The organism is Campylobacter concisus (assembly GCF_902460665.1).
Lineage (GTDB): Bacteria > Campylobacterota > Campylobacteria > Campylobacterales > Campylobacteraceae > Campylobacter_A > Campylobacter_A concisus_AL.
In genome coordinates, this window is record NZ_CABPUR010000001.1 from 587947 (window position 1) to 612040 (window position 24094).

Sequence of the window (24094 nt, forward strand, 5' to 3'; positions counted from 1 at the left end):
TTTTCCTAAAATAGTTAAAAATTTTTCAATAAAATCAAAGCAATACCTAAAATTCGCTAGAAAGTTAAAATGGATTTAAAATGCTTTGGGATATAATCTGCGATAAATTTATCAAAAGGCTAAAGTGATGATAAAACAGATTTCTGGTTCACAGATGATAAGCGAGGCCTTGCACGAAGAGGGCGTTGAGATAGTTTTTGGCTATCCTGGCGGTGCAGCTTTAAATATCTACGACGAAACATACAAGCAGACTTATTTTAAACACGTTTTGGTTCGCCACGAGCAAGCAGCCGTTCACGCGGCCGATGGATACGCTAGAGTTAGTGGTAAAGTTGGCGTTGCTTTTGTGACAAGCGGCCCTGGCTTTACAAACGCGGTCACTGGTCTTGCCACAGCTTATAGCGACAGCATCCCAGTTGTGCTTATAAGCGGTCAAGTACCAACATTTATGATCGGCACAGATGCTTTTCAAGAGATCGATGCGGTCGGCATTTCACGCCCCTGTGTTAAGCATAACTTTTTAGTTAATAGCGTTGAAGAGCTACCTCGCATCATAAAAGAGGCGTTTTATATCGCAAGATCAGGCCGCCCAGGACCAGTTCATATCGATATCCCAAAAAATATCACATCAAGACTTGGAGATTTTGTATATCCAAAAGAAATTTCTATTCCAAGTTACAAACCGACCTATAAGGGCAACTCAAAACAGATAAAAAAAGCAGCAGTTGCGATAAATGAAGCTAAAAGGCCGCTTCTATACATCGGTGGTGGTGCGATAGCATCAAATGCAAGCGAGATCATCCGTAAATTTATGAAAAAAACTGGTATTCCAGCGGTTGAGACGCTGATGGCTCTTGGCGTGCTTGACGCAAAAGATGAGCTAAATTTAGGCATGGCAGGCATGCATGGTAGCTACGCTTCGAATATGGCACTTAGCGAGTGCGACCTTCTCATCTCGCTTGGAGCTAGATTTTGTGACAGGATCACTGGCAGGACAGACGAGTTTGCCAAACATGCAAAGATTATCCACATCGATATCGATCCAAGCTCTATATCAAAGATCATAAATGCTCACTATCCAATCGTTGGTGATCTTACAAACGTGCTAACCGAGCTTTATGACGAAGTCAATGCAAAGCCTGAAAACTACGCACCTTGGAGAGAAATTTTAGATAGATATTCTAAACTAAATCCACTTGGCTACACAGATAGCGACAAGGTCTTAAAACCACAATGGGTCATCAAAGAGACCGCAAAGATAGCAGGAGCTGATGCGATAATCTCAACAGACGTCGGTCAGCACCAAATGTGGGTGGCGCAGTTTTATCCGTTTAACCGAGCAAGACAGCTTGTTACAAGTGGCGGACTTGGCACAATGGGATTTGGCCTCCCTGCAGCGATCGGCGCAAAATGTGCAAAACCAGAAAATCTTGTTATAAATTTTACAGGTGATGGCTCGATACTTATGAATATCCAAGAGTTAATGACGGCTCATGAGATAAATATGCCTGTTATAAACATCATTTTAAACAACAACTTCTTAGGCATGGTTCGTCAGTGGCAGACATTTTTCTATGAAAAACGCTACTCATCGACTGATCTTAGCTTGCAGCCTGATTTTGTAAAGATCGCTGAAGGATTTGGCGGAGTTGGCTTTGTTTGCAAGAGTAAGGATGAGTTTAGAAAGGCTTTAAAAGAAGCGATCGATAGCAAAAAATCAGCGATGATCGATGTTAGGATCGACCGCTTTGAGGACGTACTTCCTATGGTTCCAGCTGGAGCTGCGATTTATAATATGATATTAAAGAGCAAGGAAGAAAAATGAGCAGTATAAGAAGAACGATATCAGTTATAGTTTTAAATGAACATGGTGTTTTGGCTAGAATTTCTGGGCTTTTTGCGGGCAGAGGCTACAACATCGACACGCTAACCGTTGCTCCAATACCTGAGAGCAACTTCTCAAGGCTAAGTATCGTAACAAGCGGTGACGAGAGAGTTTTAGAGCAGATCGTAAAACAGCTTCATAAGCTCATACCAACGTATAAAGTCATAGAAAGTGGCGAATTTGTCGAAAAAGAGATGGCTCTTGTGAAAATTCCGCTTGGTGAAAATTTTGCTGGTCTTGAGGCGATACTAAAGTCGTACAACGGTATCGTCACAAATACAAACGAAAACTACATCGTTGTCATGGTGGCTGACGATGCGAGTAGGATCGAGAGCTTTTTAAAATCGATAAAGAAATTTAACCCAGTTGACGTCGTACGCGGCGGATCTGTGATAATGGATATATGATGAAACTAAGTGAAATAGCCTCAAAAGTAGATGCTACTTTTAGTGGAGAAGATATAGAAATTTTTGCTCTAAATTCTTTAAAAAATGCAAATAAAGCCGAGCTAACATATTGTGACGGCGAGAAAAATGCAAAATTTATAAGCAACTCAAATGCTGGAGCCATATTGGTGACAAAATCGCTTTTAGACTTGGTGCCACTTGGCATGGTCGCACTTGTCTGCGATAATCCGCACCTTGCATTTGCCTTGCTTAGTAAAGATTATGCTAAGCCACTTTTTTGTGAGCCAAAGCCATCAAATATCGCCAAGAGTGCAAAGATAATGCCAAATGTCTACATAGGCTCAAATGTGAGCATTGGTGAAAATACGATAGTCATGGCTGGAGCATTTTTGGGCGATAACGTAACTATCGGTAAAAACTGCATCATCCATCCAAATGTCGTCATCTACAACGACTGCGTCATCGGCAATGAGTGCCATCTGCTGGCAAACTGCGTTATAGGCAGCGATGGCTTTGGCTATGCACATACAAAAACTGGCGAGCATGTAAAAATTTATCACAATGGCAATGTTGTTTTAGGTGATTTTGTCGAGATCGGTGCTTGTACGACGATAGATCGTGGTGTTTTTGAAAGCACAATGATCGCAAGCTACACAAAGATAGACAATCTCGTTCAAATAGGCCATAACTGCGAGCTTGGAAATGGCTGCCTAATAGTCTCACAAACTGGACTTGCTGGCTCAACAGTGCTAGGCAGAAACGTCGTAATGGGCGGACAAAGCGGCTCAGCTGGTCATGTAAAAGTGGGTGACTTCGCGCAGATCGCTGCACGTGGAGGCGTTAGCAAAGATCTGCCTGGTGGCAAAAAATACGCTGGAGCTTATCCGATAATGGAGCTTTCAGATCAGTTTAAACTCCAAGCAAAAATTTTGAGATTTTTTAAGAAAAATTGATTGTAAGCTTTTGCGAGCTTAAAATCGCAAAAGCTTTTTATCTCGTAGCCTAAAAATGCTAATTCTATTTTAAAACGAGTTAGGTTTAAAATTTATATGTTAAGTTTGGCAAAATACAAATTAGCTATTTTATTTTAAATTTCTATTTATTTGGCTTTGTTCTCTTTTATTACTCTAGCCGTTTCTATCGCGATTTCTAGCTCTTCATTTGTTGGGATGATAAGTGTTTTTATCTTAGCGTCATCCCCGTCTATGCATCTTTCGCCTCGCATGTCTTGGAAATTTAGATCGTGATTTATGTGAATGCCAAGATGTTTTAATTCATCACAAATTTTTTGCCTTGTATTTGGTGCGTTTTCGCCAATACCGCCGGTAAATATGAGCGCATCAACGCGTCCTAAAATGGCGTAGTATGAGCCGATATATTTTTTTACTCGGTAGCAAAACATCTCAAAAGCAAGCTTTGCTCGCTCATCGTTTTGCATTTTAGCCACAACCTCTCTCATGTCGCTTGAGCCACAAATCCCAAAAAGTCCGCTTTTTTTATTTAAAAAGTTATCGATCTCGTTCCACTTTAAAACGCCGATATTTAGCAAGTAAATGACCACAGCTGGGTCCATATCGCCGCTTCTTGTACCCATTATGAGTCCTTCAAGCGGGCTAAGACCCATTGAGGTATCGATACTTTTGCCATTTTGTACCGCACAGGCTGAGGCGCCGTTACCTAGATGAAGTGAGATAGCGTTAAATTTATCAAATTCTATGCCAAGCATTTTGGCTGCTTGCTTGCAAACATATCTGTGTGATGTGCCATGAAAGCCGTATTTTCTGATGTGATGAGTCTTGCAAACGTCATAAGGTAGAGCGTAGCGGTAGGCGTACTCTGGCATACTTTGATGAAATACCGTGTCAAAAACGACCACGTGAGGTACATTTTTGCTCTCTTTCATCGCGTTTTTAATGCCAGCAAGATGCCCTGGATTGTGAAGTGGGGCAAGAGGGCTTATCTCCTCGATCTTTTTGATGACGCTTTCATCAACGATCATTGAGCTAAAAAAGCTCTCGCCACCGTGAACTATCCTATGTCCGATACCATCAAGCTCGCTTAGATCGTGCAATGTGTGTGAAGTGACAAAAAGCTCATTCATCGCCTCAAGTCCGTCATGGTGGTCTTTTATGAAGCGTTTTATCTCATAGGTTTCGCTATTTGCTTTTAGTACCGCTCTTGAGCTAGAGCTACCGATTTGCTCGACTAGACCGCTTGCTAGACTGGTTTTGGTATCCATTGCAAAAAGTTGAAATTTTATTGAGCTACTACCCGAGTTTAAAACCAAAATTCTCATATTATTCTCCTGCTTGTATGGCACTTATTAAGATAGTATTTACCACGTCTTCAACGAGGCAACCGCGGCTTAGGTCATTAACCGGCTTTTTTAACCCTTGAAGTATCGGACCCACAGCTAGAGCGTTTGCGCTTCGCTGAACTGCCTTGTAGCAGATGTTTCCGCAGTTTAAATTTGGAAAGATAAAGACATTTGCATGCCCAGCTACCTCTGAGTTTGGCATCTTTTTACTAGCCACGCTTAGATCAACTGCTGCATCAAACTGAATGGGTGCTGCGATCTTTAAATTTGCATCAAGCTCGCTCGCCTTTTTGGCAGCTTCTTTTACAAAATTCACATCAGCCCCGCTACCACTATCAGCCGTAGAGTAGCTTAGCATAGCGATCTTTGGACTAATACCAAAGGCACTTGCCGTTTGAGCACTGCTTAGAGTAATACTAGCTAGCTCATCTGCGCTTGGATTTGGCGTGACGGCGCAGTCGGCAAAGAGTAAAATTTCCTCTTCAAGCGCCATAAAAAATGCCCCACTTACCACACTTACATTTGGCTTTGTTTTTATGATCTGCAAAGCTGGGCGGATCGTATCAGCCGTACTCATCGTAGCGCCACTTACCAAGGCATCGGCTAAGCCTTCATGAATTAGCATCGTAGCAAAGTAAATTTTATCTTTTGCAAGCGCATTTGCCTTGGCTTCGTCCACGCCTTTATGCTTTCTAAGTTCATAAATTTTCTTTGCAAATTTATCTGTCAGCTCGTTTTGTGCTGGGTCGACCACTTTGGCTTTGCTTAAATTTAGCCCCAAAGTGGCCGCTTTTTTTGAAATTTCATCTTCAAGTCCTAGCAATATGATATTTGCCGCGTCTTTTTCTAGTACGATGTGAGCCGCTTTTAAAATTCTCTCATCGTCGCTCTCTGGTAAAACGACGGTCTTGTTTGCCGCTTTAGCTCTTTTTAGAAGCAAGCTTTGAAATTTAAATGGTGTGATGATGTCAGCTTTGTAGCTCAAAATTTCATCAAATTTATCGGTGATTAGAAGCTTTGAGTTTAGATTTAGTGCTTTTAGCTCGCTTGCGTTTTCGTCAAAGACTGGAGCGTTTAAATTTCTAGCTAGCTTTAAATTTAGCTCGCTTTTGCCAAAGACACTAAAGCTCTCACAGCCAAGAACTATGACAAAGTCGCTTTTGGCTTTTAACTCTTCAAATTTATCTATAAATTTTAGAAAAAACTCTTTTTCGTTTGAATTTATTAAGTTATTTTTATCGTTTTCATCTGGGATTATCTTAAAAATCTCAACTTTTTTGAATTTTGTAGCTATAATTTCTTGCAGATGTGCTAAATTTTTGTCTGTAAAAACGTAACAACTTTTCATTTGCGACCTTTTTAGGAACTTAAATTGCTTAATTTTAGCACAAAGATACTTATTTTAAGGCATTTTTTATGAATCATAAAACGATTTGGCTCGTCTTATCTGCGGGCATTATTTGCACTGGCTGCACACCAAGTGCTGATCCTCATATCAATATGAAACCCCCGGTTTATGTCGAGCAACTCCCTTCAAAAGATAGTGGAACCGGACAAAGCAATGCTGGCAGCCTCTTTGGAAAGGGCGAAAATCCGCTATTTTCAGATAGAAAAGCGATGAATGTAAATGACATCGTGACTATCGTTATCTCAGAAAATGCAAGTCAAACTTCAACTGGAAGTAAAAGTACAAATAAAGATAGCACTATCTCGCTTGGTGGCGGTGTTTTCACAGCTGGGGCTGCACCGCTTTCAACTGTGGCTGATAATCTAAACAAATACGGTGACATCGGCTTTAAAGCAGGTGGTGGCAATAAATTTACAGGAAGTGGCACGAGCAATAGAAGCGAGAAATTTACCGCAACCATTTCAGCCAGGATCATAAAAATACTAAATAACGGCAATTACTTTATCGAGGGTAGCCGCGAGCTACTTATAAATGGTGAAAAGCAGATCATGCAAGTAAGTGGTGTCATCAGACCTTACGACATCTCACAAAACAACGAAATCGACTCAAAATACATAGCTGATGCCAAAATTTTGTATAAAACCGAGGGCGAGCTAGACAAATCTACCAAAAAACCTTGGGGTACAAGACTTATGGAGGCTATCTGGCCATTTTAATGCAACTTTAAAAGCCTAAAATTTAATCAATTTGGGCTTTTAAAAATTTATATCTCAAAAATTTATCTCGCCTTAAATATGCTAATTTTTTAAAAATCATTAAAAATTATAGTTGATATTTACTTTCAGAATAATATGCTTAAAATATTGAAAATTCATCAAAACAAAATAAAATTTTTCAAAATATTATTTTTTATATTTTGAAAATATATCGCAAAAAAGGGATTTTAAATTTTTTAGTTAAAATTTATTTAATTATAAATATTAATTTTATAAAATAATTTTTTACTTATTTAAACAAAGATATTATTAACAAAAGTAAAATTTTCAAGCAAAGGAGCTTATATGAATAATGACTTGCGTCAAAAGATAGATAGACGCTTAAGTGAGCTTAGTGCGTTACCTAAGATGAAAAGCAACTCAAGTATTGCGCAGCTTTTAAAAGAGAAGGGCTTTACGAGGCGTGATTTTATGAAGTGGGCTGGTGCGATGACAGCTTTTATGGCTCTACCAAGTGCGATGACACCGATGGTTGCTCGTGCTGCTGAGCTTAGCGATAGGCTTCCTGTGATATGGCTTCATATGGCAGAATGCACAGGCTGTAGCGAAAGCTTACTAAGAACCGATGCTCCAAGCATAGATAGTCTTATATTTGACTACATAAGCCTTGAATACCACGAAACTATCATGGCAGCTTCTGGTTGGCAGGCTGAAGAAAATTTAGAAAGCGCGATCGAAAAATACAAAGGTAGATACATCCTGCTAGTTGAGGGCGGTATCCCAACTGGTGCGACTGAAAATTTCTTAACTGTTGGACCTCATGGCACAACAGGTAAAACTCATGCTATAAATGCTTCAAAAGATGCAGCTGCTATCTTTGCGATCGGCACCTGTTCTAGCTTTGGTGGCATTCAAGCTGCAAGGCCAAACCCATCAAATTCAGTGGGACTTTCAAAGGTAACTGATAAACCAGTTATTAATGTTGCGGGCTGTCCACCAAGTGAGAAAAATATCGTTGGCAACGTGCTTCACTTCTTGCTTTTTGGCACACTTCCAGCACTTGATGTTTATAATAGACCAAAATGGGCTTATGGCTTAAGAATTCACGATCTTTGCGAAAGACGTGGTCACTTTGACGCTGGCGAGTTTGTCCAAAACTTCGGCGATGAAGGCGCAAAAAATGGCTACTGCTTATACAAAGTAGGTTGCAAAGGTCCATATACATTTAATAACTGCTCACGCGAGAGATTTAACCAACACACATCATGGCCAGTTCAAGCAGGTCACGGCTGTATAGGCTGCTCAGAGCCAGACTTCTGGGATACGATGGGACCATTTGAAGAGCCTATGGCAGATAGACTCTTTGATACTGTTTTAGGTCTTGGAGCTGATAATGTCAGCGATAAAGTTGGCATTGGAATTTTAGCTCTTACAGGCATTGGCATAGCAGCTCACGCTGTTATAGCTTCTATGAGTAAAGATAAAGAATAAGGCGAAAAAATGAGTGAAAAAAGAATAGTAATAGACCCTATAACACGTATCGAGGGACACTTAAGAATAGAAGTTGTCGTAGATGAAAATAATGTCGTAAAAGAGGCTTACTCTGGCTCAACTCTTTGGCGTGGCTTAGAGCAGATCGTAAAAGGCAGAGACCCAAGAGATGCTGGCTTTTTCATGCAAAGAATTTGTGGCGTTTGTACATACTCACACTACCGAGCAGGCATCATCGCGGTTGAAAATGCTCTTGGCATCAAGCCTCCGCTAAATGCAGAGCTAACTAGAACGCTTATGAACGCAGCTTTATATCTTCATGATCACATTGTGCACTTTTATCAACTTCACGGCATGGACTGGGCAGATGTGGTCTCTGCACTAAGCGCAGATGTGCATAAAGCTAGCGAAGAGGCGTTTAAATATACTGATCTTCCGTTTGCCACGGGAGCTGACAAGCTAAAAGAGGTAAAAGAGAGGGTTGAAGCCTTTGTTAAAAAGGGCAACCTTGGACCATTTGCTAACGCATACTGGGGACATAGCACATATAAATTTACGCCAGAGCAAAATTTAATCGTCCTCTCTCACTACTTAGAGTGCTTAAGGATTCAAAGAACAGCGGCTCAGATGATGGCTATCTTTGGTGCGAAAAACCCACATCCACAAAGCCTAACAGTAGGTGGTGTGACCTGCGTGATGGACCTTATGGATCCAGCTAGAATGGGCGAATATATGAGCAAATTTGCCGAGATTAAAGAATTTGTAGATAGAGCTTACTATCCAGATATCTTGATGGCAGCTAAAGCTTATGGTAATGAGCCAAGCGTTCTAAACGATGTTGGTGTGGCAAATTTACTTTGCTACGATGAGTTTTTAATAGGCAAAAATGATCATCTATTTAAAGGTGGCTATATCTTAAATGGCGATCTTAATAAGGTTTATGATATCGATGAAAATAAAATCACCGAAGAAGCTACTAGGTCTTGGTATAAAAACGACAAAGCGCTTCATCCATACGACGGTGAGACTGAGGCAAACTACACAGGTCTTATTGACGGTGAGAGCATAGATGCCGAGGGTAAACTAGCTCACAGTAAGCTTTTTGATACAAAAGGCAAATATAGCTGGATCAAAGCACCAAGATATGATGGCTTGCCTATGCAAGTAGGACCGATTGCTAGCATCGTCATAAACTACGCTAAAGGCAACGAGAGAGTTAAAAAGGTGGTTGATGAGTTTTTAGCAAAGAGTGGCTTGCCACTAAGCGCAGTTTTCTCAACTCTAGGCAGAACCGCTACTCGTATGCTTGAGGCAAAAGTAGTCGCAGAGCACACAATGGACGCATTTAATGCCTTGGTAGAAAATTTAAAATCAGATCAAGAGACTTGCGCAAAATATGTAATCGATAACAAAAAAGAGTACAAAGGAAATTTTCAAGGCAATGCTCCAAGAGGTGCGCTTAGCCACTGGTGCCGCATAAAAGATGGTGTTATCACAAACTGGCAAGCAGTCGTGCCAAGCACATGGAACGCCTCTCCAAAAGACGCACAAAATCAAATGGGAAGCTACGAAGCGTGCTTAGTTGGTTTAAAGATCGCTGATCTTTCAAAGCCACTTGAGATAATACGAAAAATTCACTCTTATGATCCTTGTATCGCATGCGCTGTGCATGTTATGGATACAAAGGGAAATGATTTGAGTACTTATAAGATAAATCCAAATTTGTAAGGAGAGAATATGTCACATAAAAATGCTGACAGGATCAGCGAATACGAATTCTCCATCGGCGTTAGGCTGACACACTGGATTAGATTTGCAGCGATCACACTTTTGGTTGTGAGCGGCTACTACATCTCATACGTTTTTGTGAGTCCAGAGATCACGAGCGAGCCTACAAATTTTATGCAAGCAAAGTGGCGTATGGCTCACCAGATCGCTGGCTTTGTGCTAATAGCGGCGTTTATCTTTAAATTTTATCTATTTGTCTTTGATAAACATAGTAAAAAAGAGTGGATGAGTGTGGTTGATTTTCTAAATCCAAAAATTTGGATCGCACAGATTAAGTATTATCTTTTTATGGGGCCACATCCGCATTTAAGGGGCGTTTATAATCCTTTGCAGTTTGCCTCATACTTTTTCTTTTATCTTATTTTGACTCTTATTTGCCTAAGCGGTCTTGTGCTTTATGTTCATGTTTATCATGAGGGACTTGGCGGAGCGCTTTATGAGCCAGCGAGATTTTTTGAAGAGCTTATAGGCGGACTAGCAAATGTCAGAACGATACATAGAATTTGCATGTGGGTCATTATGATTTTTGTGCCTATTCATGTTTATATGGCGGTATTTAACGCTGTTAAAGGCAAAAATGGAGCGATGGACGCTATCGTTAGTGGCTATAAATTTGTAAAAGAACACTGATGAGAGTGCTGGTTCTTGGTATCGGCAACGTGATGTTTGCCGATGAGGGCATAGGTGTTCATTTTGTAAATTTGATGGCTAAAAACTATAAATTTACAAGTTCTAAAAATGAGCTTACTCTAATGGACGGGGGCACTTTAGCCCTCGCTCTAACTCACATCATAAGCGAATTTGACTATCTTATCGTCGTTGATTGCATTAGCGCAAATGGTGCAAGCGTAGGCGATGTTTATTTTTTCGACTTTCTAAACGTACCAAATTTTATCAGCTGGGACGGCTCGGCTCACGAGATAGAGATGCTTCAGACCCTTCATCTAATGGAGCTTGCAGGCGATAGGCCTACGACTAAAATTTTAGGCATCGTGCCTAGTCGCATAGAATCATCGAATTTTAGCCTCTCAGATGAGGTTATAAACGCTTCTACAATTTTAGAAAAAACGCTGCTTGATCGCTTAAAAGAGCTTGATTTTAAGTGTGAAAAGGTGGCAAATTTTACACTAAATGATATCGTTGATGAATATGCTAAAAAAGGTTTAAAATGATACTTGCTTTTAAATTTACTTGCTACAAGGACGCTTCGTTTCTAGCGCCATTTTTACGCTTGCTTGCTGGCGATCTAGCTCATAGTCTAAAGTGCAAAGATGATGAAATTTGTCTAAAGGTAAGTGGAGACGCCAGTGAGCTTGAGAGCGTGGCAAATAAAGCAAGTACGCTCTTGCCTTTTAGTCTTTTTATAAAGCACAGTGAGGTCTTGGCTGTAAGTGAGCTTGATGAAGATAGCAAGATAAATGAGATAAAATTTGGCGGCCTAACTCCGACTCAAGCGAGCGCTTTTTTGGCTAGCGAAAAGGCTATCTTAAATGAAAGTGGCGTGCTATGTGAGAGTAAATTTGATGGTGAGATAACGCTTGATAATTTTAATGAAAAGCTCAAAGCTTGCCTAAATTTATTAAAAAACGGCAAGGGCGTTTGCGTAGAACAAGATAAAAATTTATATGAAATTTCTCTTGGGGTAAAATTTGATTCAAATTTCTTAATGCCTGTAAATTTAAAGCAGCTACCAAAAATTTTTATCGCCGATGATAGAGCTTTGACATTTTTAGCTAGCTTTGAAAAGCCACTTTTGGCTCTAAAGACGACAGCCATTTATAGGCAAAATCACGAGGACGCACCGCTATTTTTTGACGTGATGGCACCAAATGACCTTTTTCTTTACGCCCTTTGCGAGCAGCTAAATAAAGAAAATTATAGCTTTTTAAGCATTAAAGTAAAGGAGCAAAAAAATGCTCTTTCAAGGCTTACTTTGCTTGAAAGTAGCGCAGTTTTAAGCCCATTTTTCTATGCAAAAAACGAGGAATTTGAGCTTAGTAATTTTAGCGATATAGCTTTGGGGCTAAAATTTAGCAAATTTAGCGATGATGAAATTTGCCTGCTTTCAAAATCAAGCAAAACGCAGCTTCTATTTTTACCAAAATTTAGCAGCTTTGAAGAAATTTATGAGCTTATAAGAGCCGATGAGGGCGGCAAAAGGCTACTTGAAAACTTCAGTAAAGAGCATACTTTACCAAGTGGTAAATTTAGCTCAAATGCTAGCTTTTTCTCGCTATTTTGCATAGCTGGGCGTATACTTGGCTTAGGCGATGACTTTAAAAAAGCAGGGGAGAATTTGCTTCTTATGGCAGCTGATTTTAGTGGTCAAAAGGGCGTTAGGATCGATTACAAGATGAAAGATGACTTTGGTTTAGACGGGGTTAAGTTTGTAAAAAGTATCATTTCATTCATCCTTGCTGGCGCTGGAGAGAAGAATATCAGCTTTGGTTGCACCGAGTCTTTGGCACACTTTTTGAGCGATTTTAGCTATGAAAAACGAGATAAATTTAATATCAAAAATATTATTTTAAGCGGGGATTTATTTTATAATAAGGTAGTTAGCAACTTGATAAAAAAACACCTAAACCCAAATATAAAAACAAATTTTGACCCCGGATTTGGCGTTGAGATCAAGCTTTAGATATGAGATCAAAGGTTTAGTTCAAGGCGTTGGTTTTAGACCTTTTGTCTATACTTTGGCGCATAAATTTGCCCTTGTTGGTGAAATTTACAACGACGATGAGGGTGTGAAGCTAAATTTTAGCGGCGAAGAGGCTAGCTTTTTGGCTTTTGAAAAAGAGCTTTATGAGAAGTTGCCAGCCCTTGCTAGGATCGATGAGCTAAAGAAATTTAAGATAGATAAAATTTATGAAAAGCTTGAGATCATCGCTTCAAAGTCGGCAACCAAACAAGCGCCTATCTTGCCTGATTACGCACTTTGCGATGACTGCTTGCGTGAGTTTTATGACCCCACAAATCCACGCTACAAATACCCTTTTATAAACTGCACCAACTGCGGGCCGAGATTTTCTATCATCAAAGCATTGCCCTACGACAGGATAAATACGACGATGAACGAGTTTAAAATGTGTGAATTTTGCGGTGGCGAGTATAAAGACCCGCTTAATCGCCGCTACCACGCAGAGCCTATCTCTTGCCCAAACTGCGGGCCAAAGCTATATTTGAAAGATAAATTTGGTAAAGTCTTGGCTAGTGGGAACGAAGCGGCCAAAGAGGCGGCTACGCTCATAAATGAGGGCAAAATTTTAGCCATTAAAGGGCTTGGCGGCTTTCATTTGGTTTGTGACGCGACAAATGAAGCCGCAGTTTACGAGCTAAGAGCTAGAAAGCACCGCCCAAGCAAGCCCTTTGCTCTGATGAGTAAAAATTTAGAGAATGCTAGAGAGATAGCACAAATTTCAGAGGCGGAGGCGAAGCTACTTAGTTCAAATTTAAAGCCGATCGTCTTGCTTGAAGCAAAAAATGGCTCAAATATCGCAAAAAGTGTCGCTCCAAATTTAAACAAGCTTGGCGTCATGCTCGCATTTAGTGGCATACATCTTTTGCTTTTTGACTATCTTGAGCACGACATCATCGCAACTAGCGCAAACATCTCAGGCGAGGTTGTGATAAAAGACGAGAGCGAGCTAAGAGAAAAGCTAGGTGACGTCATAGACTTTTACCTTGATCACGACCGAGAAATTTACTCGCCAAGTGACGATAGCATCGCATTTTGCGTTGGCGATGAAGTGGTTTTTACAAGAACGAGCCGTGGGCTAAATCCAAATTTTATCCATACAAATTTCAAGCAAAAAGGGACATTTTTAGCTCTTGGTGCGGAGCTAAAAAGCTCATTTTGTATCTACAAAGGCGGACTTTTGATGATTAGCCCATATATCGGCGACCTAAAAAACGTGGCGACTTTTGATAGATTTAAAGATATTTTTACCCTTTTTGAAAAGACCTACAACCTAAAAATCGACAAGGTCATAGCCGATCTTCATCCAAATTTTTTAAATACAAAATGGGCAAAGGATCAGTGCTTTGAGCTAGTTCATTTGCAGCACCACTATGCGCATTTGCTAAGTGTGATCTTTGAAAATGATCTAGCAGATAAAAAGTACCTTGGCTTTTGCTTTGATGGCACTGGATACGGGGAGGATGGCAAAATTTGGGGTGGCGAGGTCTTTAGGCTAGATAAAAAGAGTTACGAGCGAGTTTATCATTTTGATAAATTTAGCCTATTTGGGGGCGAAAACAGCATCAAAAATATTTATCTAATCGCATATTCTATTATTTTAAAATACTCTCTTGAGGACGAAGCTAGTAAATTTTTAGTAAATTTTGATGAAAAAATGCTTGCAAATTTTAAAAAAATGGAGCAAAAAGGATTAAACTTAATAAAGACTAGCTCAGTTGGTAGGATATTTGACGCATTTGGAGCGATTATTTGTAGACTTTTTCACTCAAGTTTTGAAGGTGAGAGTGGTATGAGGCTTGAAGCCCTTTATGATAAAAATTTAGATGCGTGTTATAAATTTAGCCTAGATGATGGAGTGATCGGCTTTAAAGAAGCTTTTAAAAGTGCTTTAAAAGATGAGCCAAGAGTGGCTGCAACGGCATTTATAAATGGCTTGGCTGATATTATTTTTGAAATTTCAAAAAAAGAAAAAATGGAAATTTTACTAAGCGGCGGAGTTTTTCAAAATAAGACTCTACTCGAACTTATTTACAAAAAATTTACTAAAGCAAATTTGAAATTTTATATCAATAAAAAATTCTGTAGCAACGATTCTAACGTAAATTTAGGGCAAATTTATTATTATTTATCCACATTTTCTAATAAGTGATGTATAATGATTATAAACGGTAATCAAACGAGAAAGGAGCAGAAAATGGATAGTGTTATACGTTTTAGTGTTTCTTTACCTAGTCAGTTACTTGACGAACTAGATAAAAAGGTTAGCGAACAAGGCTACGCTTCTAGGAGCGAATTTACGAGGGATTTGATACGCGAAAAGATCGTAAGTGATAGCTGGAAGGACGCTAGTGAGGAGTTGATCGGGGTTTTGACGCTCATTTATATGCATCATCACAACGATTTGGTGAATAAAAAGATGGATATAGAGCATAGCTCTGATGTGAAAATCATCTGCACAAACCATGTTCATGTCGATCACCATAACTGCTTAGAAACGATTTCAATAAGAGGCGAGGCTGGCAAAATTGAACGCTTTGCTGAAAGGATCGCCGGCTTAAAGGGTGTAAAATTTTCTAAACTCACAAGGGCAGCTATTCCTAGGTTTTAGTTTTTTAAGGGTCTTTATGGGTTTTAGGAATTTTTGGGATTTTTTTATAGGTGAAGCTAGCGGTGGTATCTTTCTTATCGCTGCTGCTTTAGTGGCATTTATCTTTGAAAATATTTTTTTAAGCAGTTTTTATAACTCATTTTTACAAATCGATACAAGGCTAAATTTTGGTAAATCGCCGATACAAAAGCCCCTTATCCTTTTGGTAAATGATAGTTTGATGGCCGTTTTTTTCTTTTTACTTGGGTTTAGACTTAAGCGAGAAATTTTTAAAGCAGAGCTTAGGAGTCTGGCCCAAGCTACCTTGCTAAAAATTTTTATCATCGGTAGCATTTTAGCTTCTGTATTTTTTTATATTTTAAATCACAATTATATTTTTTGTTGAAAGACTAAGGCAGTGTCAATGGACATAAATACGGCATTTAAGACACTGGTTAGAAATTTGGTGTTTTGTATATCTTATAAAAGAGAGTGTGAATAATGAACTTTTTAAATAGAATTTTTCTAACAAAAGAGCTGGATCGGTGGCAAAGTGACGGAATAGTCGATAAAGAGACCGCTATAAAAATAGCAAATTTATATGACATCGACCCTGACGCTCATAGTGACAAGATAAGTTTTGTCCTAAAGCTCGTAGCATATCTTTTTTTTGCGCTAGCCTTTTTTACGCTCGTTGGTGCAAACTGGGAAGAGATACCAAGACTAGGACGTTTAGCACTTGTGTTATTTGTACTTGGGCTTGTAAATTTTGGTGGAATTTACTATCTCACAAAGGGAAAGGAAAATCTATCAACAGCGATGTTTTTTCTTGGAAATTTCTGCTTTGGTGCGGCGATTGCGCTTATTGCCCAAATTTATAACATTAGCGATGAGCCAAGCGGTGGTATTTTACTTTGGAGTATCGGGGCGTTTGCGGTTTCTTTTGCTAGCAAAAAAGGTGTGTTGGTAGCCCAAAGCCTTATCTTTGCGACAGTTTGGTTTTTTATGATAGCTTATCAGGGCGACTTTGGCTTTGGCTTTATCATTTTTATAGCACTTGGCGCATATACGCTTTACAAAGACGATTCAAAATGGCTTGCTTTTGTGCTTTTTATAGATATTTTTATATACATCATTTCATTTTGCGGCTACATTAGTGGTTTTAGAGCGATATTTGATTATGGATTTTTGTTTGGACTTCCGATGGTTGCGATCGTATCGCTATCTTATGCACTTTTACTTATTAGCATTTCGCCGCTACTAGATAAATTTAGAGTAGGGCTTGGCGCATTTACAAAAGAATTTGGTAAAAATTTTGGCGTTTTTGTGTTGTTATTTTGTCTATTTTTATTTGAAGAAAGAAATTTATTTGAGCTTTACGATGAAGAGCTTTGGTTTGTGAAGTCATTTTTTAAAAGCAATTTTGGCTTTGTCTTTATTTTATTTAGCGTTGCTTATTTTGCACTGTTTTTTAAAGAAAAAAACAAGAGCGGTTTGCTGCTTGGGGCACTGCTCGTGTCGTTGCCATTTGTCTTTAGCTACGGTCCTGGCTACGCAAATATATTTTTTTCGCTCGCAAATATCATAACAGCTGCGGTCCTTATCAAAAAGGGTGAGTTAAAACTTGGTCTTTGTATGATATTTTTGGTTGCAGCCGTGAGGTATTTCCAACTCATAGGTGATTATATCGGTGCTACGGCGCTATTTATTGTGTTTGCTTTCATAGTGCTAGTTATCGCTAGAAAAGGACGTAAAAAATGAAGATAAAAGTATTAATAGTAGCTGTAGTTTTTCAAATTTTGCTTATTGGCATTATGCTTGGCTACGCACTTATGCCACTTTATTTTGGACAAGAGGTAAGAGTAAGGGTAAATCTTTACGATCCAAGAGATCTTTTTCGCGGAAACTATGTTGATTTAAACTATGAATTTTCAAATTTTCATTCAAGAAATTTTGACGAAAATGATAAAGATGACCGCTATATCGACCAATATGATGAGAGAGTAAGAGATGGGGCTAGAGTTTATGCTGTTTTAAAACCAGATGTTAATGGCACTTACGGCTTTGCAAAATTTAGTGCAAGCAAGCCAGAAAATGGAGTATTTTTAGCTGGTAGATATGATGGCTACTCACTCGTAAAATACGGCATAGAGCACTTTTATATGTCACCTGATAGTGCAGCTAGTACCGAAGATGAAATGAGAGAAGAGGATGTTGAAGCGTATGCTGTTTTGATGGTGATGGATAATGGCAAAGCTAGACTAAAGGATCTAATAATCCAAAAGAATGCCCAAAAAAATAGTAAAAAACTACTCGGTGATGAAAATTTTGATAAGTTGGATGAGATTAGACAAAAAGAGTAAAGCAAATTTAGTAAAAATGCTTGAAAATTTCATTTATATTTTTAAATTTAAATAAAAATTTAAATAAATTAATTAATTTTGATCTATTTGCAAAAAACTCCTAAATTTTAATTTTATTTTTAAATTTAAGAGTTAAAATCTCCATAAATTAATAAAAAAGGATGAAAAAATGTGTAAAGATTGCGGTTGTTCAATGGGTAATCACGCCCACGTTCACACTCACGCTGATGGTACTACTCACTCGCACTCACACACTCATGATGGGCATACAGATCACGCTCATGACGCGCACGAACATAGCCACGAGGCTCACGCACACCCTGTGCTAAACGAGAGTAAAACCATAGACGTGATAGAGAAAATTCTCTCCGAAAACGACAAAGAGGCTGCTCACAACAGAGCTCATCTTGATGAGAAAAAGATACTTTGTGTAAATTTAATGAGTAGCCCAGGCGCTGGCAAGACTACGCTTTTAGAGGCTACGATAAAGGCTGGTAAATTTAAAATAGGCGTTGTTGAGGGCGATTTGGAGACAAATCAAGATGCTGATCGCATAGTAAAAGCTGGTGCAAAGGCTCATCAGATAAGCACAGGTCAGACCTGTCACTTGGACGCATTTATGGTGCATGAAGGGCTTCATCATTTGCCGCTAAACGAGCTTGATCTAGTCTTTATAGAAAATGTTGGAAATTTAGTTTGCCCTGCAAGCTACGACGTTGGCTCGCATTTTAACGCTGTGCTTCTTTCGGTGCCAGAGGGTGATGATAAGGTGAGTAAGTACCCAGTGATGTTTAGGGCTGCTGACGTGCTTCTCATCACAAAAGCTTCGCTTGTGCCGCACTTTGACTTTGACATCGAGCGAGTGAAAAGCGACGCTAGAAAGCTAAATCCAAAGGTTGACATCTTTGTGATAGATAGCAAAACTGGTGAGGGCATTGATAAGTGGATAAGTTATTTGGAATTTAAAAAAGAGCTAAGATAATGTGCCTCTCGATCCCTTCAAAAGTAATAGAAATAGATGAAAACAACGTTGCTACCGTTGAGACTCTGGGTGTTACTAGAAAGGTAAGCCTAGATCTCATCTCTGAAGAGGTAAAAGTTGGCGAATATGTGCTGATCCACGTTGGTTACGCTATGCAAAAGATCGATACGCAGTTTGCGCTTGAGAGTTTAGAGGTCTATCAAAAGATCGCTGATGATATGAACGCGGGGAAAATTTAATGGATCTTATCAATGACTTTCGCGATAAAAATTTAATCCTAGCCCTTTCAAAACTGATACAAAAAGAGAGCGTAAAACCACTAAATATCATGGAAATTTGCGGCGGCCACACGCATAGCATTATGAAATTTGCACTGCCAAGCTTGGTTGGAGAGCATATAAATTTCGTCCATGGCCCAGGCTGTCCAGTCTGCGTGATGCCAAAGAGCCGCATAGATGAGGCCTGTAAGCTTGCTAGTATGGATAATGTGATCTTTTGCACGCTAGCTGACATGCTAAGAGTGCCTGGCTCAAAGACAAGCTTGCAAAAGCTTCGCGGAGAAGGGCACGACATAAGAGCACTTTACACGCCACTTGATGCGCTAAATATAGCTAAGCAAAATCCAGACAAAAAGGTTATATTTTTTGCCATTGGCTTTGAGACAACGACGCCAATGAGCGCAAATTTGGTTGAAAAAGTGGTGCAAGGGGGCATTAAAAATTTATACTTTCATATAAATCACGTAACCGTCCCAGCACCAGTTAGAGCCATAATGAGCGATGAAAACGTGAGGATAGATGCATTTTTAGGCCCAAGCCATGTGAGTGTCATCACTGGAAGTAAAATTTACAAAGAGCTAGCGAGCGAATTTAAAAGACCGATCGCCATTAGTGGTTTTGAGCCGCTTGACATCATGGCAAGTGTGCTAAATTTAGTCCGTCAGCAAAATGAAGGAACATATGAGGTTTATAACGAGTACGCAAGGGCTGTCAAAGAAGAGGGCAACGTCAAGGCAAAAGAGCTCATAGCTAAGTACTTTGAGCCGTGCGACTTTGTTTGGAGAGGCCTTGGCGAGATAGCGCGAAGCGGCATGAAGCTAAAAGATGAGTTTGCCTATCTTGACGCTAGAGTGCAGTTTGACTGCAGTGTAGAGAGCGCTGGAGAGAGCAAGGCTTGCATTTGTGGGCAAATTTTAAGAGGGCTAGCAAAGCCAACAGAGTGCAAAGTCTTTGGCAAGGTTTGCAACCCGCAAAATCCGATAGGATCGTGCATGGTCTCAAGCGAGGGCGCTTGTGCGGCATATTTTAAATATGCAAGAGTTGGTTAAGGAATTTAATGAAAAAGATAATGCTAAGCCACGGCGGCGGCGGCGAGGAGATGAACTCGCTCATAAACGAGACGATATTTAAAATTTTTGATAACGAAATTTTAAGGCAGAGCAATGACTCGGCGATATTAAATTTAAACGGCAAGATCGCATTTAGCTCTGATAGCTTTGTGGTAACTCCCATTTTTTTTAACGGTGGCGACATCGGCAAGATCGCGGCTTGCGGCACGATAAACGACCTAGCGATGGTTGGAGCAAGCGCTAAATACTTAAGCTGCTCGCTCATCATTGAAGAGGGGCTAAGTATAGAGGAGCTTGAGCGCGTGCTTGGCTCGCTTGCAAAAACTTGCAAAGAGAGCGGCGTGAGCGTGGTTTGCGGCGATACAAAGGTCGTGCCAAAGGGCAAATGCGATAAAATTTTCATAAACACAGCAGGCATCGGCGAGATAGTTTGCGAAGGTGTGGAGCTTAAAAATTTAGAAGCAGGGGCAAAAATCTTAATCTCTGGAGATGTTGGCAGACACGGTGGAGTGGTGCTAGCAGCAAGAGAGGAATTTGAGCTTGGGCTTGATCTAAAAAGTGACTGCAAGAGCCTAAAAGAGGTTGCTTTAAGGCTATTTAGCGCTGGCATAAAGCCGCAAACTATGCGCGATGCGACAAGGGGCGGACTAAGTGCGGTGCTAAACGAGTGGGCTAAATTTAGTAAATTTGACATCTTAGTTTTTGAAGAAAATATCAAGGTCGCAGACGAAGTGATGGGTGTTTGTGAGCTATTTGGGTTTGAACCTTATGAGCTCGCAAATGAGGGTACTTTTGTGATGGCGGTTGATGAGAGCCAGGCCGAGGACGCGCTTAAAATTTTAAGAGAATTTGATAAAAATGCGATGATAATAGGCGAAGTAATGGAAGCTAAAAATGAGCGTGTCATCATCGAAAATGCCTATAAATCAAGAAGATTTCTCGAGCCGCCAAAGGGCGAGCTACTACCAAGGATCTGCTAATGCACGAGCTTAGTATCGTTCAAAATTTAGTTAGCCTTTGCGAGAAAAATGCCGCCAAAGAAAATGCCAAAGAGATAAGCAAGATTGAGATAAAGGTCGGCCGTTTAAGCGGGGTGGAGCCTCATTATTTGCAGAGCGCTTTTGATGTTTATAAGGCTGGTACGATCTGCGAAAACGCCGAGCTTGTCATAAATTTACAAGGTATTGTTGTAGAGTGTTTGGATTGCGGATTTGGCGGAGAGCTTAATGAAAATGACTTCACCTGTCCAAAGTGCAAAAGCCAAAATTTAAAGGTAACTGACGGCGAGGATATGTATCTGATGCGCCTTGAGATGAAGTAAATTTTACATATTTTTATATGTAAAATTTTATGTTTTTTGTCAAAATATTTTAATAACACTAGTATCAAAAAATAGCTATCAAAGCCTTGATCTTTAGCTTTTGATATCTTTTGACTAGTTAAATTTAAGCATTGTGCGCTTGCGAGCTGAGGATAATAAAAATAATCAAAAATGAGCGCCACTCTTGGCTTTAGAAGCAGCCAATAATTTTTCTATAATTTCTGTGTGTTGCAGATTTAAACTACTCAAATATCAAAAACGGAGCCTGAATCACGTTTCTTATTATCTTTAGTGGCGAGAGCAGGGCGTCTTGCAGGATCTGCGTCGAGTACTCAGGCTTATCGGTAGTGCCTCGTATGGCGATGACAGTTGAGAGCGAGCGGTCCTTGCCAAGGATTATTTGATTTACCAGTGGAATTTTATCAATGATACTGCTAGCGTCTTTTAGTAGCTTTAGCTCAAGGTCGATATTTATCTTTTTGCTCTTTAGATCGATCGTACCACGTCCACCGATATCAGCGCTTGTGCCTATCATTTCAATCGCTAAAAACTCGATCACGTCGCCCTTTCTGGTAAGTAAAATTTTGCCGTTTTTAACAGTAAAGCCTTTGTCGTTAAAGTCAGGCGTTTTAAAGCTAAGAAGCGATGGTACCGAGTTTAAAAAGCTTAAGAGCCTTTGATAAAAGATGTAGTCTTTTAGATACGTGCCAAAAAATCTCACCTCAGCCTTGAAATTTTTAGAGCTCTCCCCAAGCATTTTTAGGCGAAATTTACCGCCCTCAAAGCTCTTTATGCCAAAAAGGTCGTTGATAAATTCTCCGCTTATGTCGGTTGCGTCTAAATTTATACTTTTTTCATCATTAAAATAGCCAACTCTTCCTTGCTGCGCCAGCCCATTTAGCGAGGTGCTTTTGCCCTTTTTTTCGGCACTAAAGCTGGTAAATGGCAAAGTTTTGTTTAGATCCCTTAAAATGATATCGCCATTCTTTGCCAAAAGCTCAAGCGGCGTGCTTTGCTCGCTGGTTTTGTTATCGTCAAGTACTAGCAAATTTAGATCTTTAGTTTTTACGTTTATGGCTTTTTCTTTTATGTCTAGGCTTAGCTTTTTACTTGCACTATCTACCTTCACACCAGCTTTTGAGACCAAAATTTTAAGATCATCGTTTTCATATTTTGAGCCATTTTTATCTAAAAACGGCAAATCAAAGTTTGTTCCTTTGGCAAAAATTTCAAGATCAGTAAAATCCTTGCTTTTTATGCTAAGCTCATCAAAACTACGCACGCCGTTTTGCTTTAAAACAGGCGAGTTCTCTATGAAAAACTTACTATTTTTTGTTGATATTTTACTTTCGCTGCCAAAGCTCATATCAAGCCCAAATGGCTCTATCTTAAGCAAAGTTTCACCAGCCTTACTAAAGTCTAAAAATGCGCTAAATGGCTCATTTTTAAAGGTTAAAATTTCATCATTTTTCTCTTTTAGATCAAAGCTTTCTATTGTGCCTTTTATCTCGCCAGTACTTTTTTGTAAATTTATATCAGCCTTGGCATTTGCTTTAAAAAACTCAAGCCCAAAGCCAGTAGCATCGATGCTTAAATTTATCGTATTTATAAGCTTTACGAGAGCATTTTTAGTATTAAATTTACTTCCAGCAATCTCTAAAACTGTATCACTTAGCTTAAATTCTCCATTTGCAATGACGCTTTTTTCGTCAAAATTTTCTAAGTTTTTCTCGTCTAGTTTTATTAAAATTTTTAAGCTAGCATCCATTTTTCCGCTAAGCTGCCTTACTGGCACGATGATCTTATAGGCTTTTAATATCTCATTTATAGTTTCATCATAGATCGATTTTGTCTTTATAAAAAGCTCTAAATTTGCACTTTTTTCATCAAAGATATTATTTATCACAACGCTTGAGCCATCAAGTTTTTTGCCCTTGTAAATAGGCGAGAAAAGATCAAATTTAAGCTTTGAGTTTTTAAGCGTGATATTTGCCTCGCCTACATTTACGGCCGGCAAGTCTTTTTCAAATTTAATAAGCAAATTTTTAGTATTTGCGGTGGCATTTAGATCATTTAGATAAAAGTCATTTTTAGCTAGATCAGCCTTGCCATTTATCTCTTTTAGCTCGTAATCATCAGCAACGATGTATCCATATATCCAGTTTTTAACTTCACCATTTAGCTCTATGCGTCTATCAAGCTCATCAATGAAGTTTTTAATGCTTCCAGCCTCGACATCATAAGCCTTGTAAGTTAAAAATGTATCTTTTAGGGCAAAATTTAGCTTACCGTGCAGCTCATGAGAGGTGAAATTTCCTTCAAATTTATAGTCATTTTTATCAAAATCTGCACTCCCTTCGCCACTAATGCTGACGTTAAAATCCTTAAAGCTTAAATTTCTAACGCTAAAAAGATCTATTCCGTCTTGCTGTTCGTTTTGGAATTTGATATCTACATTTAAATAAGGACTATCAACAAAAAATATATCATCTAAAAATAGAATTTTTAGTTTAAAATCATCTCCTATTTGCACATTTTCAAGTGAAATTTCTTGAAAAATCGTATCTATAAAATCTACGCTTTTACTAAGGTTTAAAAGGCGCTCATCGCTGCTTTTTTGCTTGCTCTCTTTCTTAAAATTTGGAAGCCTTATCTGCTTTGCTCTTGCAATTATTTTTTTATCTAATTTTATATATAATTGCTCCAATTTTACGCCGTAAAACTCGAAATCGTTAATTTTTATGCCGTATTTTAAAAGTAAGATAAATGAAAGAATCAAG

General features: G+C 39.1%; 22 protein-coding genes. 19 read left to right on the top strand and 3 right to left on the bottom strand.

What is annotated here, in order from left to right; translation table 11 throughout:
- Window positions 1–130: 130 nt before the first annotated feature.
- From F3G66_RS03095 to lpxD, 3 genes are read left to right on the top strand one after another with little or no spacing between them, the layout of a single operon-like run.
- Window positions 131–1825, top strand: coding sequence for an acetolactate synthase large subunit (locus tag F3G66_RS03095; RefSeq protein ID WP_223154203.1), 1695 nt, complete (start codon window positions 131–133; stop codon window positions 1823–1825).
- 5 nt (window positions 1826–1830) lie between these two features.
- Window positions 1831–2292 carry an acetolactate synthase small subunit gene (ilvN, locus tag F3G66_RS03100; RefSeq protein ID WP_223154204.1) on the top strand — a complete coding sequence of 154 codons (462 nt, stop codon included), beginning with the start codon at window positions 1831–1833 and terminating at the stop codon, window positions 2290–2292.
- Window positions 2292–3245, top strand: coding sequence for a UDP-3-O-(3-hydroxymyristoyl)glucosamine N-acyltransferase (lpxD, locus tag F3G66_RS03105; RefSeq protein WP_149707095.1), 954 nt, complete (start codon window positions 2292–2294; stop codon window positions 3243–3245). The genes ilvN and lpxD overlap by 1 nt, the downstream gene beginning before the upstream one ends.
- A 146-nt stretch (window positions 3246–3391) precedes the next feature.
- On the opposite strand, the gene F3G66_RS03110 is transcribed toward lpxD, so the two are convergent.
- The gene (locus F3G66_RS03110; protein ID WP_149707096.1) at window positions 3392–4588 is read right to left on the bottom strand and encodes an acetate kinase; all 1197 of its coding nucleotides are present in this window, start codon (window positions 4586–4588) and stop codon (window positions 3392–3394) included.
- A 1-nt stretch (window position 4589) separates the two neighbouring features.
- Window positions 4590–5957 carry a phosphate acetyltransferase gene (gene pta, locus F3G66_RS03115; protein ID WP_149707097.1) on the bottom strand — a complete coding sequence of 456 codons (1368 nt, stop codon included), beginning with the start codon at window positions 5955–5957 and terminating at the stop codon, window positions 4590–4592.
- 68 nt (window positions 5958–6025) lie between these two features.
- Here pta and flgH point away from each other — a divergent pair, with 68 nt between their 5' ends.
- The 16 genes from flgH (at window position 6026) to hypA (ending at window position 21314) form a co-directional block, all read left to right on the top strand.
- Window positions 6026–6733 carry a flagellar basal body L-ring protein FlgH gene (gene flgH / locus F3G66_RS03120; RefSeq protein ID WP_021091364.1) on the top strand — a complete coding sequence of 236 codons (708 nt, stop codon included), beginning with the start codon at window positions 6026–6028 and terminating at the stop codon, window positions 6731–6733.
- Between the two features lie 345 nt (window positions 6734–7078).
- Entirely contained in the window at window positions 7079–8224 is a 1146-nt protein-coding gene (locus F3G66_RS03125) for a hydrogenase small subunit (protein ID WP_149707098.1), read from the top strand.
- A 9-nt stretch (window positions 8225–8233) separates the two neighbouring features.
- Window positions 8234–9952 carry a nickel-dependent hydrogenase large subunit gene (locus F3G66_RS03130; protein ID WP_149707099.1) on the top strand — a complete coding sequence of 573 codons (1719 nt, stop codon included), beginning with the start codon at window positions 8234–8236 and terminating at the stop codon, window positions 9950–9952.
- Window positions 9953–9961: 9 nt separating this feature from the next.
- Window positions 9962–10642 (top strand): Ni/Fe-hydrogenase, b-type cytochrome subunit, encoded by a 681-nt coding sequence (gene cybH, locus F3G66_RS03135; protein ID WP_149707101.1) that lies wholly within the window; start codon window positions 9962–9964, stop codon window positions 10640–10642.
- Window positions 10642–11184 (top strand): HyaD/HybD family hydrogenase maturation endopeptidase, encoded by a 543-nt coding sequence (locus F3G66_RS03140; RefSeq protein WP_149707102.1) that lies wholly within the window; start codon window positions 10642–10644, stop codon window positions 11182–11184. The genes cybH and F3G66_RS03140 overlap by 1 nt, the downstream gene beginning before the upstream one ends.
- Window positions 11181–12653 carry a hypothetical protein gene (locus tag F3G66_RS03145; RefSeq protein ID WP_149707104.1) on the top strand — a complete coding sequence of 491 codons (1473 nt, stop codon included), beginning with the start codon at window positions 11181–11183 and terminating at the stop codon, window positions 12651–12653. Before F3G66_RS03140 ends, F3G66_RS03145 begins: the two co-directional genes overlap by 4 nt.
- A complete protein-coding gene (gene hypF, locus F3G66_RS03150) occupies window positions 12637–14862 on the top strand; it encodes a carbamoyltransferase HypF (protein ID WP_149707105.1) in 2226 nt (741 codons plus the stop codon). The genes F3G66_RS03145 and hypF overlap by 17 nt, the downstream gene beginning before the upstream one ends.
- 45 nt (window positions 14863–14907) lie before the next feature.
- Window positions 14908–15321 (top strand): nickel-responsive transcriptional regulator NikR, encoded by a 414-nt coding sequence (nikR, locus tag F3G66_RS03155; RefSeq protein ID WP_021091291.1) that lies wholly within the window; start codon window positions 14908–14910, stop codon window positions 15319–15321.
- A gap of 16 nt (window positions 15322–15337) precedes the next feature.
- Window positions 15338–15706: a Na+/H+ antiporter NhaA gene (locus F3G66_RS03160; RefSeq protein ID WP_149707106.1), complete on the top strand. Its 369-nt coding sequence runs from the start codon at window positions 15338–15340 to the stop codon at window positions 15704–15706.
- A 95-nt stretch (window positions 15707–15801) separates the two neighbouring features.
- The gene (locus tag F3G66_RS03165; protein ID WP_149707107.1) at window positions 15802–17061 is read left to right on the top strand and encodes a DUF2157 domain-containing protein; all 1260 of its coding nucleotides are present in this window, start codon (window positions 15802–15804) and stop codon (window positions 17059–17061) included.
- Window positions 17058–17663, top strand: coding sequence for a GDYXXLXY domain-containing protein (locus F3G66_RS03170; protein WP_149707108.1), 606 nt, complete (start codon window positions 17058–17060; stop codon window positions 17661–17663). Before F3G66_RS03165 ends, F3G66_RS03170 begins: the two co-directional genes overlap by 4 nt.
- A gap of 169 nt (window positions 17664–17832) precedes the next feature.
- The gene (gene hypB, locus F3G66_RS03175) at window positions 17833–18645 is read left to right on the top strand and encodes a hydrogenase nickel incorporation protein HypB (RefSeq protein WP_149707109.1); all 813 of its coding nucleotides are present in this window, start codon (window positions 17833–17835) and stop codon (window positions 18643–18645) included.
- Window positions 18645–18884, top strand: coding sequence for a HypC/HybG/HupF family hydrogenase formation chaperone (locus tag F3G66_RS03180; protein ID WP_054196671.1), 240 nt, complete (start codon window positions 18645–18647; stop codon window positions 18882–18884). The genes hypB and F3G66_RS03180 overlap by 1 nt, the downstream gene beginning before the upstream one ends.
- Window positions 18884–19972: a hydrogenase formation protein HypD gene (gene hypD / locus F3G66_RS03185; RefSeq protein WP_149707110.1), complete on the top strand. Its 1089-nt coding sequence runs from the start codon at window positions 18884–18886 to the stop codon at window positions 19970–19972. The genes F3G66_RS03180 and hypD overlap by 1 nt, the downstream gene beginning before the upstream one ends.
- An 8-nt stretch (window positions 19973–19980) precedes the next feature.
- Complete coding sequence (hypE, locus tag F3G66_RS03190; protein WP_149707111.1) at window positions 19981–20973, top strand: hydrogenase expression/formation protein HypE; 993 nt, start codon at window positions 19981–19983, stop codon at window positions 20971–20973.
- Window positions 20973–21314 carry a hydrogenase maturation nickel metallochaperone HypA gene (hypA, locus tag F3G66_RS03195; protein ID WP_103593337.1) on the top strand — a complete coding sequence of 114 codons (342 nt, stop codon included), beginning with the start codon at window positions 20973–20975 and terminating at the stop codon, window positions 21312–21314. Before hypE ends, hypA begins: the two co-directional genes overlap by 1 nt.
- A gap of 241 nt (window positions 21315–21555) precedes the next feature.
- Here the strand turns inward: hypA and F3G66_RS03200 are convergent, their stop codons facing one another.
- Window positions 21556–24021 (bottom strand): YhdP family protein, encoded by a 2466-nt coding sequence (locus F3G66_RS03200; RefSeq protein ID WP_149707112.1) that lies wholly within the window; start codon window positions 24019–24021, stop codon window positions 21556–21558.
- Window positions 24022–24094: the final 73 nt, after the last annotated feature.

Bases quoted from the DNA above. Each gene is read 5' to 3' on its own strand.
- lpxD (WP_149707095.1), top strand. From the start codon at position 2,292: ATGAAACTAAGTGAAATAGCCTCAAAAGTAGATGCTACTTTTAGTGGA.
- F3G66_RS03110 (WP_149707096.1), bottom strand. From the start codon at position 4,588: ATGAGAATTTTGGTTTTAAACTCGGGTAGTAGCTCAATAAAATTTCAA.
- pta (WP_149707097.1), bottom strand. From the start codon at position 5,957: ATGAAAAGTTGTTACGTTTTTACAGACAAAAATTTAGCACATCTGCAA.
- flgH (WP_021091364.1), top strand. From the start codon at position 6,026: ATGAATCATAAAACGATTTGGCTCGTCTTATCTGCGGGCATTATTTGC.
- F3G66_RS03125 (WP_149707098.1), top strand. From the start codon at position 7,079: ATGAATAATGACTTGCGTCAAAAGATAGATAGACGCTTAAGTGAGCTT.
- F3G66_RS03130 (WP_149707099.1), top strand. From the start codon at position 8,234: ATGAGTGAAAAAAGAATAGTAATAGACCCTATAACACGTATCGAGGGA.
- cybH (WP_149707101.1), top strand. From the start codon at position 9,962: ATGTCACATAAAAATGCTGACAGGATCAGCGAATACGAATTCTCCATC.
- F3G66_RS03140 (WP_149707102.1), top strand. From the start codon at position 10,642: ATGAGAGTGCTGGTTCTTGGTATCGGCAACGTGATGTTTGCCGATGAG.
- F3G66_RS03145 (WP_149707104.1), top strand. From the start codon at position 11,181: ATGATACTTGCTTTTAAATTTACTTGCTACAAGGACGCTTCGTTTCTA.
- nikR (WP_021091291.1), top strand. From the start codon at position 14,908: ATGGATAGTGTTATACGTTTTAGTGTTTCTTTACCTAGTCAGTTACTT.
- F3G66_RS03160 (WP_149707106.1), top strand. From the start codon at position 15,338: ATGGGTTTTAGGAATTTTTGGGATTTTTTTATAGGTGAAGCTAGCGGT.
- F3G66_RS03165 (WP_149707107.1), top strand. From the start codon at position 15,802: ATGAACTTTTTAAATAGAATTTTTCTAACAAAAGAGCTGGATCGGTGG.
- F3G66_RS03170 (WP_149707108.1), top strand. From the start codon at position 17,058: ATGAAGATAAAAGTATTAATAGTAGCTGTAGTTTTTCAAATTTTGCTT.
- hypB (WP_149707109.1), top strand. From the start codon at position 17,833: ATGTGTAAAGATTGCGGTTGTTCAATGGGTAATCACGCCCACGTTCAC.
- F3G66_RS03180 (WP_054196671.1), top strand. From the start codon at position 18,645: ATGTGCCTCTCGATCCCTTCAAAAGTAATAGAAATAGATGAAAACAAC.
- hypD (WP_149707110.1), top strand. From the start codon at position 18,884: ATGGATCTTATCAATGACTTTCGCGATAAAAATTTAATCCTAGCCCTT.
- hypE (WP_149707111.1), top strand. From the start codon at position 19,981: ATGAAAAAGATAATGCTAAGCCACGGCGGCGGCGGCGAGGAGATGAAC.
- hypA (WP_103593337.1), top strand. From the start codon at position 20,973: ATGCACGAGCTTAGTATCGTTCAAAATTTAGTTAGCCTTTGCGAGAAA.